This window comes from Polynucleobacter sp. MWH-P3-07-1 (assembly GCF_018687555.1).
Taxonomy (GTDB): Bacteria; Pseudomonadota; Gammaproteobacteria; order Burkholderiales; family Burkholderiaceae; genus Polynucleobacter.
This window is the reverse complement of record NZ_CP061296.1, coordinates 750094-767123: the sequence shown is the minus strand read 5'-3', so window position 1 is coordinate 767123 and position 17030 is coordinate 750094. Positions and strand designations below refer to the sequence as shown.

Below are 17030 nucleotides of genomic sequence, written 5' to 3'. Positions count from 1 at the left end.
CCTGCGCTCAAGTTCTTTCCTTCTCTTACAGGGAGTAATACATTTCAAATTCGACTGGATGCGTAGTCATACGGAAACGTGTGACTTCTTCCATCTTCAATGCAATGTAGGCATCCAACATCGAATTGGTAAACACACCGCCACGGGTCAAGAATTCGCGATCCTTATCCAAGCACTCCAAAGCTTGATCTAAGCTATGGCAGACGGTTGGGATCTTTGCATCTTCTTCTGGTGGCAAGTCATACAAGTTCTTGTCAGCCGCTTCACCTGGGTGAATCTTATTCTGTACGCCATCCAAACCGGCCATCAACAAGGCGGAGAACGCCAAGTATGGGTTAGCCAATGGGTCTGGGAAGCGAGTTTCAATACGACGACCCTTAGGATTTGAAACATAAGGAATACGGATCGAAGCAGAACGGTTGCGAGCTGAGTAAGCCAACTTCACTGGCGCCTCAAAGCCTGGTACCAAACGCTTGTAGGAGTTGGTGCCTGGGTTGGTGATCGCATTCAGAGCACGAGCGTGCTTGATGATGCCGCCGATGTAGTACAGAGCAAACTCAGACAAACCTGAGTAGCCGTTACCAGCAAACAAGTTCTCACCATTCTTCCAAACGGATTGGTGAACGTGCATACCGGAACCGTTATCGCCAACGACTGGCTTTGGCATAAACGTTGCTGTCTTGCCATAAGCATGAGCAACGTTTTGCACAACATACTTTTGCCAGATGGTCCAATCAGCGCGTTGTACCAATGTGCTGAACTTGGTGCCCAATTCGTTTTGGCCTTGGCCAGCAACTTCATGGTGATGCACTTCAACTGGAATACCCAAAGATTCGAGAATCAAACACATCTCTGAACGCATATCTTGGAAGCTATCAACTGGAGCAACAGGGAAGTAGCCACCCTTTTTACCTGGACGATGACCAGTATTACCGCCTTCGATCTCTAAACCAGATGACCATGGCGCTTCTTCAGAAGTGATCTTGACTGAGCAGCCTTGCATATCGACATTCCACTGAACGCCATCAAATACAAAGAACTCTGGCTCAGGACCAAAGTAAGCAGCATCACCTAAACCACTGCTCTTTAAGTAAGCTTCAGCGCGTTTAGCAATGGAGCGTGGATCGCGGTCATAACCTTTGCCATCAGATGGCTCGATCACGTCGCAAGTCAAAACCAAAGTGGACTCTTCATAGAATGGGTCGATGTATGCAGCGGTTGGATCTGGCATCAACAACATGTCAGAAGCTTCAATCCCCTTCCAACCTGCGATGGAGGAACCGTCAAATGCATGACCGCTTTCAAATTTGTCTTCGTTAAATGCAGAAATAGGTACTGATACGTGCTGTTCTTTACCCTTGGTATCAACAAAACGGAAATCAACAAAAGTACATTCTTTTTCTTTAACTAACTTCATTACATCGGCGACGGTCTTGGTCATGCAACTCTCCTGTGTTATCTAATTTCGGAATCTCAATAAGTAGGTCAAAAACACCCATTTGATGCAGCTAATTTACTCAAGCAAGCGATTAGTGAACATCATTATTGCACTATTTAAGTGCTAAAAAGGATCTCTATCAGGCTCTAGGGCCTATAAATGCACCAAATAAGTGCAATTATGCAGGATGGAGATCATGAATTTCATAACCGAGAGATTCAGTTCCAGTTCTGAGGGCCAGCCAAGCACTTTCAAGCAAATCGGCATTACCTTTAATGCCTAGTTCGATATGGCGCTCTGCAAACACACCCCCTCTAGCAGGATCACCTACAGAGGGAAGGCTAAAGACCTTTACCCCAGGAAAACCCCCCTCAATCCGCTCCATCAGCGGGGTCAAGGTGGATTCAATCCCCTTAGGGACTATGAAGCTTCGCTCGGACCAATTCTCTTGATGAAATAAGTCTTTGTAAAAGTGATCAAGACACCAAGCCATCATTGGGGCAGCCATCACCGGAAAGCCCGGGACAAAGTAATGCTCTTTAATCCGAAAACCCGGAATCTGGTTGTAGGGGTTAGGGATGATCTCGCTACCAATCGGGAACTCGCCCATCTTGAAGCGATGTTGGTTCTCGGGTGTATTGAGATCGGCCTTGATGGGATCACCTTCTGCCATCGCCTGAATGCGTCCCGCAATCAGTTCTTGGGCGCTTGGGTGTAATTGCGTTTTCGTGCCTAGTGCTAATGCTGCACACTGCCTAGTATGGTCATCGGGAGTTGCCCCAATACCACCAGTGCTAAACACCACATCACCACTCACAAAAGTGTCTTTGAGACATGCGGTAATTTGCGCAGGATCATCAGGCAGATAATGAGCCCATGACAAGCTTAAACCTCGCTCACTAAGCAACTCAATCATTTTGCTCATATGCTTGTCTTGACGCTTACCTGACAAAATTTCATCGCCAATCACAATCAAGCCAAACCGTCTTGAGCTCTTTGCTGCATCGCTTGGCAAATCAATCTCTACTGTTTTTAAAGCATCAGCCATCTCACTGCTCTCCACTATCCATTACACGAGCCTCTACAACAAGGGCTTGATTGAGCTCATCTTCTCTTAAAGTCTGAAGTGCATCCAATAGGAAATGAGAAAACCATAAACCCGCAAAAACAAAGATTAAAGAATAGATCCACAAAGCCATAAAACTCACAATGGGAAATAGGACTAAAGCCAAGGCAGAGCTAGCCCAAAAGAAAGTTGGCACTGCCCCTAACACTCCGCAAGCGATTCCCATGACTAATAAAGACCAGCGATATTGCTGAATCAAAGTATCACGCTCTTGGCTGCTCGCATGACGAGCCAACACATCGTAAGCCATTAGGCGCATCGTTAACCAGCCCCATAACAAAGGGGGCAAGATCGCAAATAGAGGCGGAATCCACCAGACTGGCAAGGTCAGCATCACTAGAGCCAAGCAAATGAAAGCAGACCAAAAGGTATAAGCCAAGCTGCCAATCAAGCTACCACCTTGCTTGCATTGCAGGCTACTATATTGCGAATGTCTGCATAAATTATTGACAATGGTGGGCACCGTTGAGAAAGCAATTAAAACCAAGAGGCTAATGGCGATCAAAGGGATTGCCAACATGACAAAAAAGAAAGGTGCGATCCAAGCGCGCGCATGATCAAAGCCAGCCCAAATCAACCCATCTTGTATCCAATTGGTAAAAATAGAATTGGTCAGAAACGATCCGAGTATTGCCAATGCAGGAGTCCAAGTGAGCCAGATTAGGCAACCCCAAAAAACAGAAATGATGAGGAAGGGGCGCAAACTCAACCACAACATACGGGGATGCATACTGCCGACCAAAGCTAAACCAAATGCGCGGACCAACTGCTGGACAGCAATCATGATTTAAAGATTGCTCTTGCAGAAGAGCGAAGTGTTTGCCACTGCTGGCTCAGGATATTGTGAGAAAGCTGAAGATCTCGCACACCCGTAGGGTAAACCGCTTTACTAAACACGGCGGTCTTAAAGAGCATGTCCCACCAGGGAAACAAAACACCAAAGTTGCAACCACCCAATACCCCTGGCTTACCAAGCGCCTCATGTCCGTAGCCTACGGAGTGATGCATGCGGTGGAAAAGGGGTGATACCAATAAATACTTACCGATTCCTAAATCGATATTGAGATTCGCGTGCTGCCAGCTTTGAATAAATTGGCTAATCACGACTAGAAAAATAAATTGGCCTGGTGACACGCCAAACGAGAGTGCGAAGAAAGCGAAAACAACTGCTCGCAAAATATCATCCAAGATGTGATTGCGATTATCAGACCATGCAGTCATCACCGTTTGGCTATGATGCAAGGCATGTAATTGCCACCACCAATCAAATGCATGGGTTGCTCGATGGTATAGATACTCCACCAAATCCAGCAAGATCAAATAAATACAGAAACTGATGATGGGCACCGATGTCACGCCAGGCCACCAATCCTCGACATTGAGTCGAGCGAAGCGAAAATCATGCAATACAGAATCCAGCTGGAAAAAGAACCCCGACAAAGCAATAAAGAACAAGCCATGGAAAATGCCAAGACGGTGAAATAAGGAATAAACCACATCGGCTTTGCTTGCTTTGGAAAATTTCTCCTGAGGCTCTGCAGGGTTGAAGCGCTCCCAGGTTCGTAGTAGCACGACAATCATCGCGATCTGGATACAGCCAAATAAGAACCAATCAATGCCATCAAAGAAGTCCTCAGACCATCCGGTCAGATCGAGTTGATAGAGTAAAGGCTCAACTACGCCTGAAAAAATGCGCTCTTGAATAGCGGCATAGGCAGCAGAAATAGCATTAGCAACAGCGGCGAGGGTTAGACTCAGATCCATGCCCTATTTTGACTGATTTGAGCCAGTCTTGGGCAGGGTTGCAAAACAAAAGCCCCGCTTTTTAAGATTCACAATCAGAGCCTCTAAAACCGCAGGAGCCCAAGGGTCTTTTCTGGACCAGATGCCTAAATGGGCCATGGTGATATCACCATCCTTTATGCCCTGACTCGCTTTTTCTAAAAGCATGGCATTCGGATATCGATCCGAATTGAGCTCGTCACCTAAAAAGCCTGCAGGGGCCCAAGCAATATGCTGATAACCACATAAATTACCCATACTAATGAGACGGGGCGAGGTCTTGCCACCCGGTGCACGCCAGATTTTTTGTATCGGCTCTCCAGTCAATTCAACAAAGCGCTGATTAACCTCGCGGATATCTTTACAAAAACTGGCCTCACTCATCAACATGGTCTTACCGGCCTCAGGACCAAATTGAGGCTTAATAAATACCTCATTGCGGGGGCCGTCTTTAACAAAGTAGTCGTGATCGTAAGTGTGACTGCCAAAGTGATGGCCCTCTTGCACCATCGTCTGCCAAAACGACTTCCAAGAATCACCGAGCGCGTAATCGCCTCTAAAAGTCTTCTCATTGGCCAAAAAGAAAGTCGCCTTCACATTGTGTCGCTTCAAAATCTCGGCAACCGTTTCTGCGACTGACATATTGCCGGTATCAAAAGTCAGGTAAACCGTTTTATTGCAGGAACCTGCCGTTGTATTCGTTTGAGCCAGCGCTGAAAAACTCAGTAAAGAAAACAATATCAGAGCAAGTAATGAACGATTGCTCATGCTGTTTTATTCCCAAGCCGCACGAGGATAGAAAAAGACTCCGTGTGGCGATCGACCTACCGGAATGACGGTGACCAGTTTCATGGTGGTAAGGTCTATCACACCAACCTTCTTGGCAAAACGAAAGGTCACCCACATGGTTTTTCCATCTGGGGTAATTTCCATATCGTCTGGTCCTGCAGGCAAGCCGGTGATTTCACCCTCTTTTTCTAGGGTCTGCATATTCAGCAAAGTAATACTGGAGGCGACTCGATTACTCACAAACACATGCTTCTTGTCGCCTAAAGGGCGGAAGTTATGAGCACCTTTACCGGTCGTAATCCGCTTGACTTCTTTTTGCGTTTTCCAGTCGAACACTTGCACATTGTCCTCACCCGTTAGACCAACCAGCAGATATTGATCTCCCGGGGTCATCCACAATCCAGCAGGTGTTTTACCAGTCGGTATTTTCCATAAGATTTTTTGGGATTCAAGATCCATTGCCGCAAGCTCATTCGAATCTTGCAAGCTCACAAAAGCAATTTTGCTGTCCGATGTAAAGGCAACGTGGCTTGGAGTTTTACCAAGCTTATAGGATTTGGCCAAAGTGAGATTAGAGCCATCAGCTGCATAGACATCTACGCGATTAAGGCGATTACCATTCGCAACAAACCATTTATGGTTCGGTGAATATCCAACTTGGTAAGGATCAATGATGTGTGGAATGCGCCCAGTAATTTCACCGCTCGTCGGATCCATTAGAACAACGTCGTTACCAGCAGCATTGGCAATCATTAGGATCTTTTGATCAGGCGTCATCATTAAGTGATGCGGCTCTTTCCCAACGGGCACGGTTTTAATCACTTGACGGGTATTCATATCAATCAAGCTCACGCTAGCATCGGCTGAATTCAAGATGATGGCCAGTTTGGGTTGAGCTGGTTCTGCCATGACTGAACTCACGCCCAATGGGATCTGAAAAATCAAAAATAAGGGAAGTGCAAGACTGTGAACCGTCTTCGTCAAAGATAAGTGCATCCCTATATTGTAAGCACCTACCGCAGGCTTGCCAGAACCTTTTCGAGCCTCTTGAGCGACATGGGGCTGGGTGTCCTGAGTTCTTGAGCAAAAAGAGCCACCCTCAGCTCTTCCAACTGCCAACGAAAGTCTTGAAGGCCTTGATGTTCAGCCATGACATAGGATGCCGAGCCTTTAGAGCCCTGTAATAGTTTTTGCCAAGGTCTTGCAACAGACTCCCAATCTTTTTGGCATTGAGCATCACGAGCGGGATTTGATCTCAGCTTATCAATCCGCATCTGAATGGCTTTGAGATAACGCGGTAAATGCACCAACTGCGCATAGGGGATGTCAGAAACAAACTTGGGAAATATCAGGCCCTGCAATTGATTTTGAATATCGGCATATGCACTCGCTGATGATGCTTTCGCTTGTGCTATTTTTTTCTGCACATCCAGATTTGCCTGTAAGGCATTTAAAGCATGCTTGGCAATCTCTTGGGCTATTAGAGCCATTCTGGGTTTACCAGCCTGCAGTCTCTCCTGAAATTGCTGACCATTTGTCGGCAAAGATTCACTCATGAAAGCCCGCTCGATCGCTACATTCAGAATTTGTTCTACCAGCGCATCGACGGAGCCAATATTGATAAATAGCAAGCCTAGTTCACGAATACCCGGCAACTGCTTCTGCAGAGATTTGAGCGTGTCTTTATTGGCAATCGCAAAGAGCTTACGTAATCCTTGATGGTGGATTTTTTGTGCCTCTTGTAAATCATCAAAGACCTCAAGGTCGCAAGACTCTCCGCGATCGACTAGAGCGGGATAACCAAACAGGAGCTTGTTACCCTTCTTGATCTCCAGCGTTTCAGGAAGATCGCCAAAGTCCCATGATCGGCATCCGCCTTGACTAATCTCGATCGTGGGTTTTTCTGAATCGGATTTGGAAGTCTCTACTTTGGCAGTGACAGCACCCTCTTGAGCAAGGGCCTGAAATGCGTCGCGCGCAATCCCACCAAACTCCGCACGCAACTTAACAAGATTGCGATCGAGCTCTAACTGCCGTCCATGCTCATCAATCAATCGGAAGTTCATGAACAAATGTTGCGGCAAGGCCTCGGGACGAAAATCGGTCCGTGCAATCTCAATGCCCCGCTCTTTCTGAATATCTCGTATTAGCTGCTCTACATAATCTCCGATACCAAATTGGTCTGAGTCAAGGCAACGCTCTAGAAAAGATTGGGCATATGCTGGTAGGGGAACTAAATGACGGCGTAATTTTTGCGGCAAGGACTTCAGCAAGAGCTGGGTTTTCTCTTCGCACATCCCTGGTACTAGCCATTCGCAGCGACGCCCATCGACTTGATTTAGTAGAGTTAGTGGCACTACTAAAGTGACGCCGTCTTTGGGGCTACCTGGCTCAAAATGATAGGTCAGACTGAGCTCACTTCCACCGACTAGCCATTTTTTGGGATAGCGATCGACGGTAATGCCCGCTGCCTCATGGCGCATCAAGTCTGCTTTAGCCAAACGCATTTGACTGTCTGCCCCAGGGGTTTTAAGCCAAGTCCTCATGCCTTCTCGATTGAGTACTGTTTTAGGCAGTCGCGAATCATAAAAGGCAAAAAGCAAATCATCGTCGACCAATACATCTGGACGTCGGGAGCGATGCTCTAAAGCCTCTATCTCTTTAATCAGTTGGTGGTTATGCCAAAAGAAGCCAAAGCTATCGGGATATTTTCTCTTGGCCTCTGCCTGAATTTCTCGCTCTAGCGCAGCACTTTCCATGCGCCCAAAGAGCTCTTCCTGAACCAAAGCTTGACGAATAAATAACTCTCTAGCCAGTTCGGGGTCATGCGACTCGTAGCGGACACGACGGCCATGATAGATTGGTAGGCCATATAAAGTGCCTCGCTCAAAGGCCATGACCTCACCCTGACGGTTATCCCAAAAGGGGTCACTCAAGGATTTAATTAAGCGATGCGCAGCGACTTTTTCAATCCACTGCGGTTCAATCTTGGCGATGGTGCGTGCGTACATCCGCGTCGTCTCTTGCATCTCGCCAGCCAAGAACCATGCTCCTGCTTTTTTACCGATCGTTGAGCCTGGCCAAATGAAGGGCCGAATACCTCGCGCCCCTAAATAGCCGCCGGTTTTGCTGCCCCGCTCTTGAGATTTTTCATCTTCTTCTTTTTTGGCAACAAAACCCAATAGGCCAGTGAGCAAGGCAAGATGGATTTGCTCATACGTTGCCGGACTCGTATTTTCTTTCCAACCCTTCTCTCCTAACATGACGTGGAGCTGACCATAGACGTCGCGCCATTCTCGTAAACGCCGTGGTGAGAGAAATTTACTGCGACACAAATTTTCCAACTGTCGATTGCTATGTTTATGCGTTAGCGCATCTTGATACCAATCCCACAATTTAATGAAACTCAGAAACTCCGAACGCTCATCAGCAAACTGTAGGTGTGCTTGATCTGCAGCTTGCGCTTGCTCAAGGGGTCGCTCTCGCGGATCTTGGGTTGCCAGAGCAGAAGCAATAATTGTGACTTCACGCAGCGCCTGCTGGTCTTTGGCCGCCAGCAAAATTCGGCCAATCCGCGGATCCAGAGGTAGGTCTGATAGCTGCTTACCAATCGGAGTGAGCTTGAAGCGGGTTTGGTCATCTTCATTAGCTTCATACTCAATTGCACCAAGCTCATCCAAGAGTTGGATACCATCGGCAATTGCTCGGCCCAAGGGACGATCTAAGAAGGGAAACTCATTAATCTTCGCGAGCTTCAGGGCACTCATGCGCAGCAGCACTGCGGCTAAAGAACTGCGCAGGATCTCAGGATCCGTAAATCGGTCGCGAGATTGAAAATCCTGCTCGCTGTAGAGACGAATACAAATACCATCCGATACCCGTCCACAACGACCAGCTCGTTGATTAGCAGCCGCTTGAGAGATGGGCTCCACTTGGAGTTGCTCTACTTTATTGCGATAGGAGTAGCGTTTGACTCTAGCTAGGCCACTATCAATGACATAGCGAATATTGGGCACCGTTAAAGAGGTTTCTGCGACGTTGGTGGTCAATATGATCCGCCTGCCATTACCCGAACTAAAGACCCGCTCTTGCTCTGCGACTGACTGTCTGGCAAATAAACTCAAAATCTCTGGATGAAAACGCTGTTGTAGAACATGATCCTTACGCAAGACTTCGGCGCAATCCCGAATCTCGCGCTCACCGGGCAAAAAGACTAAAACATCGCCTGCACCAGACGCACCCTCACGCCACACTTGATTAATGGCTTGAGCTACTGCATCAGGAATATCCAGAACTTCTTTGGACTCTTTTTTACCTTCATTGATTTCTAAAGGCGCATAGCGTTGCTCTACCGGAAAGAGTCTGCCGCTAACCTCAATAACAGGAGCCGGTTTGCCGCCTAAAGCAAAATGCTCAGCAAATCGATTGGCATCAATAGTCGCTGACGTAATAATGAGTTTGAGATCGGGTCGCTTGGGCAATAACTGTCTGAGGTAGCCTAAGAGAAAATCAATATTCAGACTGCGCTCGTGGGCTTCGTCAATGATGAGGGTGTCATAAGCGCGCAGTTGGGGATCGCGCTGAGTTTCTGCGAGCAAGATGCCATCGGTCATCAACTTGATCGATGCCCCTGGGCTGGTTTTATCGGCAAACCGCACTTGATAGCCTACATCTACTCCGATTGGCGTTCCCAGCTCTTGAGCAATGCGCTTGGCAGTCGCAGTTGCTGCAATCCGTCTTGGTTGCGTGTGACCAATCAATTTGCCACCATTCATGCTACCTCGACCAATATCAAGGCAAATTTTGGGTAACTGAGTGGTTTTGCCCGAACCTGTCTCACCGCAGACAATCACGACCTGATGGGCTAACAGTGCCTCAGCAATGACTTGGCGCTGGGCAGAGACGGGTAATTGCTCCGGAAAGCTGATCTCCATGCGCTTGCCAGTGTTGGGGGCAGGGATAGCGATGGGCTCGACTTTAGGTCTTTCTGGGAGTTTTTGTTTGTTTTTAGGCTCTTGCACCCTATAATTTTCTCACTATGAGCACAAATGCACCAAACCCCGCCTCTGGCGACGAAGAATCGACCTCAAACTTTCCCTTCGTGGGCTGGCTGCGTGACGTTGCGCCCTACATTCATAGCTTCCGTGAAAAGACCTTTGTCATCGCCTTTGCTGGCGAACTCGTCAAAGAAATCGGGCTTGAGAACATCATTGAAGATATTGCCATGCTCCATGCAATGGGCATGCGGATTGTGCTTGTGCACGGTATCCGTCCTCAGATTGAAGAACAGCTCAAACTCAGAAAGATCAAAAGCAAGTTTGGCACCAGCGCATTAAATACTTACCGTATTACTGATGCTGCTGCACTCGAGTGCGTTAAAGAGGCTGCTGGTGAATTGCGTCTCGACATTGAAGCGGCATTCAGTCGCGGCTTACCCAATACCCCAATGGCGGGTTCACGGATCTCCGTGATCTCAGGTAACTTTATTACAGCGATGCCCGTTGGTGTGGTGGATGGGGTTGACTACATTCATACTGGCTTAGTGCGTAAGGTTGACTCCACCTCAATTACACTCTCGCTCGATAGCAATAAGATTGTGTTGCTCTCACCTTTAGGCTTCTCGCCAACCGGTCAAGCATTTAATTTGGCTTATGAAGATGTAGCGGCTTCTACTGCTGCAGCACTTAAAGCAGACAAGCTGATTTTCTTGAGTCCTTATAGCGGCTTAAGAGATGCTGATGGTGAGCTGATCACTGAGCTTTCTTTGCCTCAGCTACAAGATTACATGTCTGCCCATAAAGAACTCGAGATCGGTCTCAGGGGTCTACTCAATATCTCCGGTAGAGCGGTACGCTCCGGTGTTAGCCGTGTGCACTTTTTACCTTGCAATCAAGATGGCGCGCTCCTGGAAGAGCTCTTTACGCACGACGGTATTGGCATGATGCTGGCCTCTTCCGATATTGAGAACCTCAGAGAAGCCAATCAAGATGATGTAGGCGGTATTTTGCAACTAACCATGCCATTAGAAGAGGAAGGCATCTTGGCAGCGCGCGGCCAAGATGTGATTGAGCGGGATATTCAGCGCTTCTCGGTTATTGAACATGACCGCGTGCTATTTGGTTGCGCGGCCCTCTTCCCCTTCCCTAATGGCGTAGGAGAATTGGCCTGCCTCGCAGTTGATCCAGATGTCCAAGGCTCTGGTGACGGTGAGCGTCTCCTCAAACGCATTGAGATGCGGGCTAAGCAGGAAAATATTAAGAAACTGTTTGTTCTCACAACGAGAACGGAACACTGGTTTCTCAAGCGTGGCTTCAAACGCGCCACAGTCGATGATCTGCCGGAAGAAAGAAAGCAGATCTATAACTGGGATCGCAAGTCCATGGTTTTAACTAAAGATTTATAAGAAAGGTATTTCATGGCACGCATGGTTCAATGCATCAAACTCAATAAAGAAGCTGAGGGCATGGATTTCGCTCCACTTCCTGGTGAATTGGGCAAAAAGCTCTGGAATGAGGTTTCAAAAGAAGCTTGGGCTGCCTGGTTAAAGCACCAGACTATGCTGATTAATGAGAATCGCCTCAATATGGCCGATCCTCGTGCTCGCCAGTACCTTCTAAAGCAGGTAGAAAAGTACTTTTATGAAGGTGGTGCTGATGCAGCGCAGGGTTTCGTTCCACCATCGGAATAAATTCCAAATTAGGCTTGACGAAGAAATATTAGAGGCATAGGATGAAAGCGTGGTGTTACAGCAGGTGTGTGACCCACATTGGTCTAAGTGAATTTAGACTGCTAACGTAAGCATATCTCTATGCTTATTGGGCATCGGAGACATCAAACTCTTCTTTGCTCCTTGTCACATTGAATGTGGCAATCGAACCCGATGGGCATACCCCGTCGGGTTTTATATTAAGGACTTACAGAAGCACTCGACTAACCCCAGTGGTATTACTGACTAATAAGACATCGGCCTTTTCTTTGGCAAAAATGCCGACGGTTAATACACCAGCGATTTGATTGATCTGTGCCTCAAGCGCTGCAGGATTGGTAATACTTAAACCGTTCACCTCGAGTATCCAACCCCCGTTATCGGTCACGAAAGCTTGGCTGGGGGTTTGGTTTAAATCTTCACGAACACTCTTTTGTAATCTCAGGGCAACCTTGCCACCCAGCTTTTCCATTTCGCGTGTCACGATGGCGCAGGCCATGGGCATCACCTCAATGGGGAGCGGAAAGTGGCCTAATACCGGGACTTGTTTTGAGGAATCACAAATACACAAGAACTGATTGGCCATTGAGGCAATGATCTTTTCTCTCGTTAAAGCACCGCCCCCGCCTTTGATCATATTGCCCTGAGGGTCAATCTCGTCGGCACCATCTACATAGACCGGTAATTGGACAACATCATTGGGGTCAAGCACCGTGAAGCCATGCTTTAAGAGGCGCTCGGTACTGGCATTCGAACTCGATACCGTACCAGCGAAATGGCTTTTGTGAGGTGCGATAGCGTCGATAAAGAAGTTCACCGTTGAACCGGTACCCACACCCAGAATTTGCCCTGCAGGAAGCTTCAGAACCTCATCACGAGCAGCTTCGCCGACTAATTGCTTTAATTGATCTTGAGTCATGACTCTGAGGGTCCTTAGTAATGTGATTGCTGGGTTAGGCTAACTGATGGCATAGGAATGCATTATTAATATCATATGATATCGATAAAGCAGTCCAATAAACCATACAGGAGTCGCCAATATGCCATCCGCCTTAGAACAACTCAAAGCATTTACAACCGTCGTCGCCGATACCGGGGATTTTGAGCGGATGCGCCAATTTTTGCCACAAGATGCGACCACGAATCCTTCTTTGATTTTGAAGGCTGCCCAACAGAGCAATTACCAGGCATTGGTCGACCAGGTTAAAGCCGCTCATCCCGGTATGAAACCTGCTGACTTAGTTGACTATATTTTGGTCGCCTTTGGTCTGGAAATTCTGAAGATTGTTCCTGGACGAGTTTCTACTGAAGTCGATGCACGCCTCTCTTTTGATACTGCTGCAACGATTACTAAAGCCAAACATCTCATCAGCCTCTATGAATCCCATGGCATCAAGCGTGATCGCGTACTGATTAAATTAGCGGGAACGTGGGAAGGCATCCAGGCAGCAAAAGCTTTAGAAGCGGAAGGCATTCATTGCAATATGACTTTGCTCTTCTCTTTAGTGCAGGCTGCCGCTTGTGGCTCCGCCAATGCCCAGTTGATCTCTCCATTTGTTGGACGTATTACCGATTGGTTCAAAGCAAAATTAGCAAGTGAATGGAATGAAAATCATACCGGCGCTAATGATCCTGGCGTGCTCTCTGTAAAGCGCATCTACCAATACTACAAACACTTCGGCATTCAAACTGAAATCATGGGTGCCAGTTTTCGCAATACCAGTCAGATTTTAGAATTAGCGGGTTGCGATCTACTCACAATCAGCCCTGAGCTCTTGGCAGAACTGCAAAATAGCGAGCAACTGGTTAAGCGCAAATTGATTAGCTCAAGTGATCCCTCAAGCGAGATAGTCCAATTGAAGCTAGATGAGTCTAGTTTTAGACTGCAACTCAATAATGATGCGATGGCTACTGAGAAGTTAGCTGAGGGTATTCGGAACTTCTGTATTGATACTGAAAAGCTAGAGAACTTGCTTAGCTAAGCGCTGCCTCAGGGCCTCGTATAGACAAACGCCACTCGCTACCGAAACGTTGAGGCTTTCCACAACGCCTTGCATCGGAATTCGGACCAACTCATCACAGGTTTCCTTGGTGAGTCGGCGCATGCCCTCACCTTCGGCACCCATCACAATCCCAATGGGGCCTGTGAGATCAATATCGTAGATGGATTTTTCGGCTTCGTCGTCTGTACCAATCAACCAAACACCGGCCTCTTGCATCTCTTTCATACTGCGCACCAGATTGGTGACGGTAATGACGGGCATCACTTCTGATGCACCGCTAGAGACTTTACTCACCGTGGCATTAATTGAGGCAGACCGATCTTTTGGAATGACTACGGCATCAACGCCAGCGCCATCAGCGACACGCAAGCAGGCACCAAAGTTATGGGGATCAGTCACGCCATCCAATACTAAGAAGAGTGCTTTCTCTTGTTGCGCCTCGACATCCTCAACAACTTCGGTAATTGTCCGAGCAACTGTCATCTTTTCTGCCAAAGCCACGACGCCTTGGTGGCGATCGTGCCCTGTCAGCTTATGTAAACGCTCTGCATCTGCAGCATGCAGACGCTCTCCCAAGATCTCTTCCGCCTGCTTCAGAAAATCCCCCATACGACGATCACGCCGACTGGGATCAAAATAAACAGACTTCAAGCTGTCAGGGTCCACTCTCAAGCGAGCTTGCACCGCATGAAATCCTACTAAGATTTGTTTCATATTGGTTCTACTTATTTACGTCGCGCTTTGGTATTGCGCACTGGGGGTTTGCTACCGGCAGCTTTACCGGGTATCCGTCCAGTGCCGGCTGGCTTGGCCTTACCACTCTTACGGTTTGACTTCCCTTTAGATTGAGAGGCACCAAGGTTACCTGCAGTTTTCGCTGCGTTGGTATTAATGCCACTAGGCTTCTGAGGTGTTTTACTCTGAGGCCGTGATTTCTTGGAGGCGGCTTTTTTATTTGGTCTACCAGTTTCAGTTGCTAAGACCATCGAGCGTCGATTGAAATTGTTACCGGGCTCAGCGCCAACGGTCTTCATGAGGCTAAATTCAATTTTGCGGGCGTCTAAGTCCACCCGGCTAACCAACACATGCATTCTGTCACCTAAGCGATAGCGAATGCCGGTTCTTTCACCACGCAATTCTTGGCGCGCTTCATCGTATTGGAAATAATCCCCACCCAATTCTGTGACATGGACCATGCCCTCAACAAAGAGGTTCTCCAGCTGAATAAATAAACCAAAGCTAGCCACACTAGTAACGGTGCCAGCATACTCTTGACCTAGATGATCGCGCATGTAATAGCACTTGAGCCATGCTTCTACGTCTCGGGATGCCTCATCAGCTCGGCGTTCATTCGATGAGCAGTGCACACCCAACTGACCCCAAATGGGTAATGCCGCATTAGCACCTTTTGGTAGCTTAGTGCCCTTCTCTGCTGCAGTCTTCGCATCCGTATGGGATTTTTTAGCATCGACTGCGTTCTGACGTGCTTTACCTTTACGAGGCAAGGTTAAGTTCAGAGGCACTTTGGGTGGCAGGACTGGAACGTAAGGCTTCTTCTGCAGAATCGCTTTGATCACCCGATGGGTTAATAGATCGGGATAGCGGCGAATCGGGCTCGTGAAATGAGAATACGCAGGATAGGCTAGACCAAAGTGACCTTCGTTATCGGGTTGATACATCGCTTGTTGCATCGAGCGCAAAACCACTGACTGCAGCATATTGGCATCGGGGCGCTCTTTGACTTCCTGAATCAACTTGGCAAAGTCGCGTGGCTTAGGTTTATCACCACCGCCTAATGAAAGGCCAGAAGTACGCAGAACTTGGCGTAGGGTCACGAGCTTCTCTTCAGAAGGCTCCCCGTGCACTCGATATAAACCCAGGTGCTTGTTTTTCTCGATAAAGTCGGCAGCACAGACGTTGGCCGTCAACATACATTCTTCGATCAAGCGATGTGCGTCGTTCCGCGTACGGGGCTCAATGCGCATGATCTTACCCAGCTCATTACTGATAATCTGGGTTTCGGTAGTCTCAAATTCAATCGCGCCACGCTTTTCTCTAGCAGATAACAAGATCTTATAAAGAGAATACAAATTCATGAGCAATGGTCGGAACTCAGCAAAGCGCGCCGCCTCGGGTCCTTTGCTGTTTGAGAGAATCTCCCAGACGATGTCATAGGTAAAGCGTTGCGCAGAATGCATTACCGCTGGATAAAACTGATAAGCCAATACGATGCCGTTGTTATCCACTACAGAATCGCAAACCATACAGAGTCGATCAACTCCAGGGTTCAGAGAGCACAGACCATTCGAGATCTTCTCAGGCAACATCGGAATGACGCGTCTTGGGAAATAGACTGAGGTTGCTCGTAGTAAGCCATCATCATCTAATGGGTGGCCAGGTTTAACGTAGTGCGATACGTCAGCGATAGCCACAATCAGTCGCCAGGCTTTACTCTTGCCGTACATCACTGGTTCGGCATAGACCGCATCGTCAAAGTCACGGGCATCGGCGCCATCAATCGTAACGAGAGGTACGTCACGCAGATCGACTCGACCTTCTAGGTCAGCTTGCTGAACCGTATCGGGCAATGCTGCTGCTTCTTTCATGGCAGCAGCAGAAAACTCATGGGGCACACCATACTTGCGGACAGCGATCTCAATTTCCATACCAGGGTCGTCAATCTCACCTAATACTTCAACAACTCTCCCTACCGCTTGGCGATAGCTATCTGGATAGTCGATGATTTCAACGCTAACCACTTGACCGAGTTTAGCAATACCCTGACCCTTAGGCGGTATCAGAATGTCATGGCCGATTCGCTTATCTTCGGGTGCAACAATGAGTACTCCGTTTTCATTCAATAGACGACCAATGACGAGCTTATTGGCATGCACTACAACTTCAACAATTTGACCTTCTGGACGACCTCTACGATCGGTCCCTAAAACTTTGACATGGACACGATCACCGTGCATGACGCGGGACATCTCTTTTTCGGAGAGGAAGATATCCTCACCACCATCATCGGGGATTACAAAACCAAAACCATCTCTGTGGCCTTGAACGGTACCTAAACGATTCTCATCGCGTGGCACCACATGATCTGCTTTACGCATTGATTTCCTTTGGCATTACTTGCCGTATACAGCTAATTTAAAGCCATTTTTGTTATTTACTAGACCAACT

13 protein-coding genes are annotated in these 17030 nt (G+C 47.8%); 3 read left to right on the top strand and 10 right to left on the bottom strand.

The genetic code is table 11. The features are described from left to right. Positions 1 to 25: 25 nt before the first annotated feature. From glnA to hrpA, 7 genes are all read right to left on the bottom strand, one after another. The gene (glnA, locus tag ICU98_RS03990; RefSeq protein WP_215352869.1) at positions 26 to 1441 is read right to left on the bottom strand and encodes a type I glutamate--ammonia ligase; all 1416 of its coding nucleotides are present in this window, start codon (positions 1439 to 1441) and stop codon (positions 26 to 28) included. Positions 1442 to 1616: 175 nt separating this feature from the next. Then, positions 1617 to 2363, bottom strand: coding sequence for a molybdopterin-binding protein (locus ICU98_RS03985; RefSeq protein ID WP_251365409.1), 747 nt, complete (start codon positions 2361 to 2363; stop codon positions 1617 to 1619). Between the two features lie 124 nt (positions 2364 to 2487). After that, the gene (locus ICU98_RS03980) at positions 2488 to 3348 is read right to left on the bottom strand and encodes an EI24 domain-containing protein (protein ID WP_215352865.1); all 861 of its coding nucleotides are present in this window, start codon (positions 3346 to 3348) and stop codon (positions 2488 to 2490) included. Continuing rightward, the gene (locus ICU98_RS03975; protein ID WP_215352863.1) at positions 3345 to 4328 is read right to left on the bottom strand and encodes a sterol desaturase family protein; all 984 of its coding nucleotides are present in this window, start codon (positions 4326 to 4328) and stop codon (positions 3345 to 3347) included. The genes ICU98_RS03980 and ICU98_RS03975 overlap by 4 nt, the downstream gene beginning before the upstream one ends. Positions 4329 to 4331: 3 nt before the next feature. Beyond that, a complete protein-coding gene (locus ICU98_RS03970) occupies positions 4332 to 5114 on the bottom strand; it encodes a polysaccharide deacetylase family protein (protein ID WP_215352862.1) in 783 nt (260 codons plus the stop codon). Positions 5115 to 5120: 6 nt separating this feature from the next. After that, a complete protein-coding gene (locus tag ICU98_RS03965) occupies positions 5121 to 6131 on the bottom strand; it encodes a cytochrome D1 domain-containing protein (protein ID WP_215352860.1) in 1011 nt (336 codons plus the stop codon). Positions 6132 to 6148: 17 nt separating this feature from the next. Then, the gene (hrpA, locus tag ICU98_RS03960) at positions 6149 to 10069 is read right to left on the bottom strand and encodes an ATP-dependent RNA helicase HrpA (RefSeq protein ID WP_251365407.1); all 3921 of its coding nucleotides are present in this window, start codon (positions 10067 to 10069) and stop codon (positions 6149 to 6151) included. Positions 10070 to 10173: 104 nt separating this feature from the next. Between hrpA and argA the strand changes: the two genes are divergently transcribed. Together argA and ICU98_RS03950 are read left to right on the top strand one after the other, a co-directional pair. Continuing rightward, a complete protein-coding gene (gene argA / locus ICU98_RS03955; protein ID WP_215352859.1) occupies positions 10174 to 11538 on the top strand; it encodes an amino-acid N-acetyltransferase in 1365 nt (454 codons plus the stop codon). Positions 11539 to 11550: 12 nt separating this feature from the next. Next, complete coding sequence (locus tag ICU98_RS03950) at positions 11551 to 11823, top strand: oxidative damage protection protein (RefSeq protein WP_215335537.1); 273 nt, start codon at positions 11551 to 11553, stop codon at positions 11821 to 11823. Positions 11824 to 12049: 226 nt separating this feature from the next. Here the strand turns inward: ICU98_RS03950 and rpiA are convergent, their stop codons facing one another. Beyond that, positions 12050 to 12760 carry a ribose-5-phosphate isomerase RpiA gene (gene rpiA / locus ICU98_RS03945; RefSeq protein WP_215352858.1) on the bottom strand — a complete coding sequence of 237 codons (711 nt, stop codon included), beginning with the start codon at positions 12758 to 12760 and terminating at the stop codon, positions 12050 to 12052. 121 nt (positions 12761 to 12881) lie between these two features. Here rpiA and tal point away from each other — a divergent pair, with 121 nt between their 5' ends. Then, complete coding sequence (gene tal / locus ICU98_RS03940; protein ID WP_215352857.1) at positions 12882 to 13823, top strand: transaldolase; 942 nt, start codon at positions 12882 to 12884, stop codon at positions 13821 to 13823. On the opposite strand, the gene rlmB is transcribed toward tal, so the two are convergent. After that, positions 13803 to 14558 carry a 23S rRNA (guanosine(2251)-2'-O)-methyltransferase RlmB gene (gene rlmB, locus ICU98_RS03935; RefSeq protein WP_215352856.1) on the bottom strand — a complete coding sequence of 252 codons (756 nt, stop codon included), beginning with the start codon at positions 14556 to 14558 and terminating at the stop codon, positions 13803 to 13805. The two genes, tal and rlmB, sit on opposite strands and share 21 nt — an antisense overlap. Before the next feature lie 11 nt (positions 14559 to 14569). Next, on the bottom strand, positions 14570 to 16960 hold the full coding sequence (rnr, locus tag ICU98_RS03930) for a ribonuclease R (RefSeq protein ID WP_215352855.1): 2391 nt from the start codon (positions 16958 to 16960) through the stop codon (positions 14570 to 14572). Between the last annotated feature and the right edge of the window lie 70 nt (positions 16961 to 17030).

Excerpts from the sequence above, each read along its gene's own strand:
- glnA (WP_215352869.1), bottom strand. The coding sequence starts at position 1,441 with ATGACCAAGACCGTCGCCGATGTAATGAAGTTAGTTAAAGAAAAAGAA.
- ICU98_RS03985 (WP_251365409.1), bottom strand. The coding sequence starts at position 2,363 with ATGAGCAAAATGATTGAGTTGCTTAGTGAGCGAGGTTTAAGCTTGTCA.
- ICU98_RS03980 (WP_215352865.1), bottom strand. The coding sequence starts at position 3,348 with ATGATTGCTGTCCAGCAGTTGGTCCGCGCATTTGGTTTAGCTTTGGTC.
- ICU98_RS03975 (WP_215352863.1), bottom strand. The coding sequence starts at position 4,328 with ATGGATCTGAGTCTAACCCTCGCCGCTGTTGCTAATGCTATTTCTGCT.
- ICU98_RS03970 (WP_215352862.1), bottom strand. The coding sequence starts at position 5,114 with ATGAGCAATCGTTCATTACTTGCTCTGATATTGTTTTCTTTACTGAGT.
- ICU98_RS03965 (WP_215352860.1), bottom strand. The coding sequence starts at position 6,131 with ATGCACTTATCTTTGACGAAGACGGTTCACAGTCTTGCACTTCCCTTA.
- hrpA (WP_251365407.1), bottom strand. The coding sequence starts at position 10,069 with ATGGAGATCAGCTTTCCGGAGCAATTACCCGTCTCTGCCCAGCGCCAA.
- argA (WP_215352859.1), top strand. The coding sequence starts at position 10,174 with ATGAGCACAAATGCACCAAACCCCGCCTCTGGCGACGAAGAATCGACC.
- ICU98_RS03950 (WP_215335537.1), top strand. The coding sequence starts at position 11,551 with ATGGCACGCATGGTTCAATGCATCAAACTCAATAAAGAAGCTGAGGGC.
- rpiA (WP_215352858.1), bottom strand. The coding sequence starts at position 12,760 with ATGACTCAAGATCAATTAAAGCAATTAGTCGGCGAAGCTGCTCGTGAT.
- tal (WP_215352857.1), top strand. The coding sequence starts at position 12,882 with ATGCCATCCGCCTTAGAACAACTCAAAGCATTTACAACCGTCGTCGCC.
- rlmB (WP_215352856.1), bottom strand. The coding sequence starts at position 14,558 with ATGAAACAAATCTTAGTAGGATTTCATGCGGTGCAAGCTCGCTTGAGA.
- rnr (WP_215352855.1), bottom strand. The coding sequence starts at position 16,960 with ATGCGTAAAGCAGATCATGTGGTGCCACGCGATGAGAATCGTTTAGGT.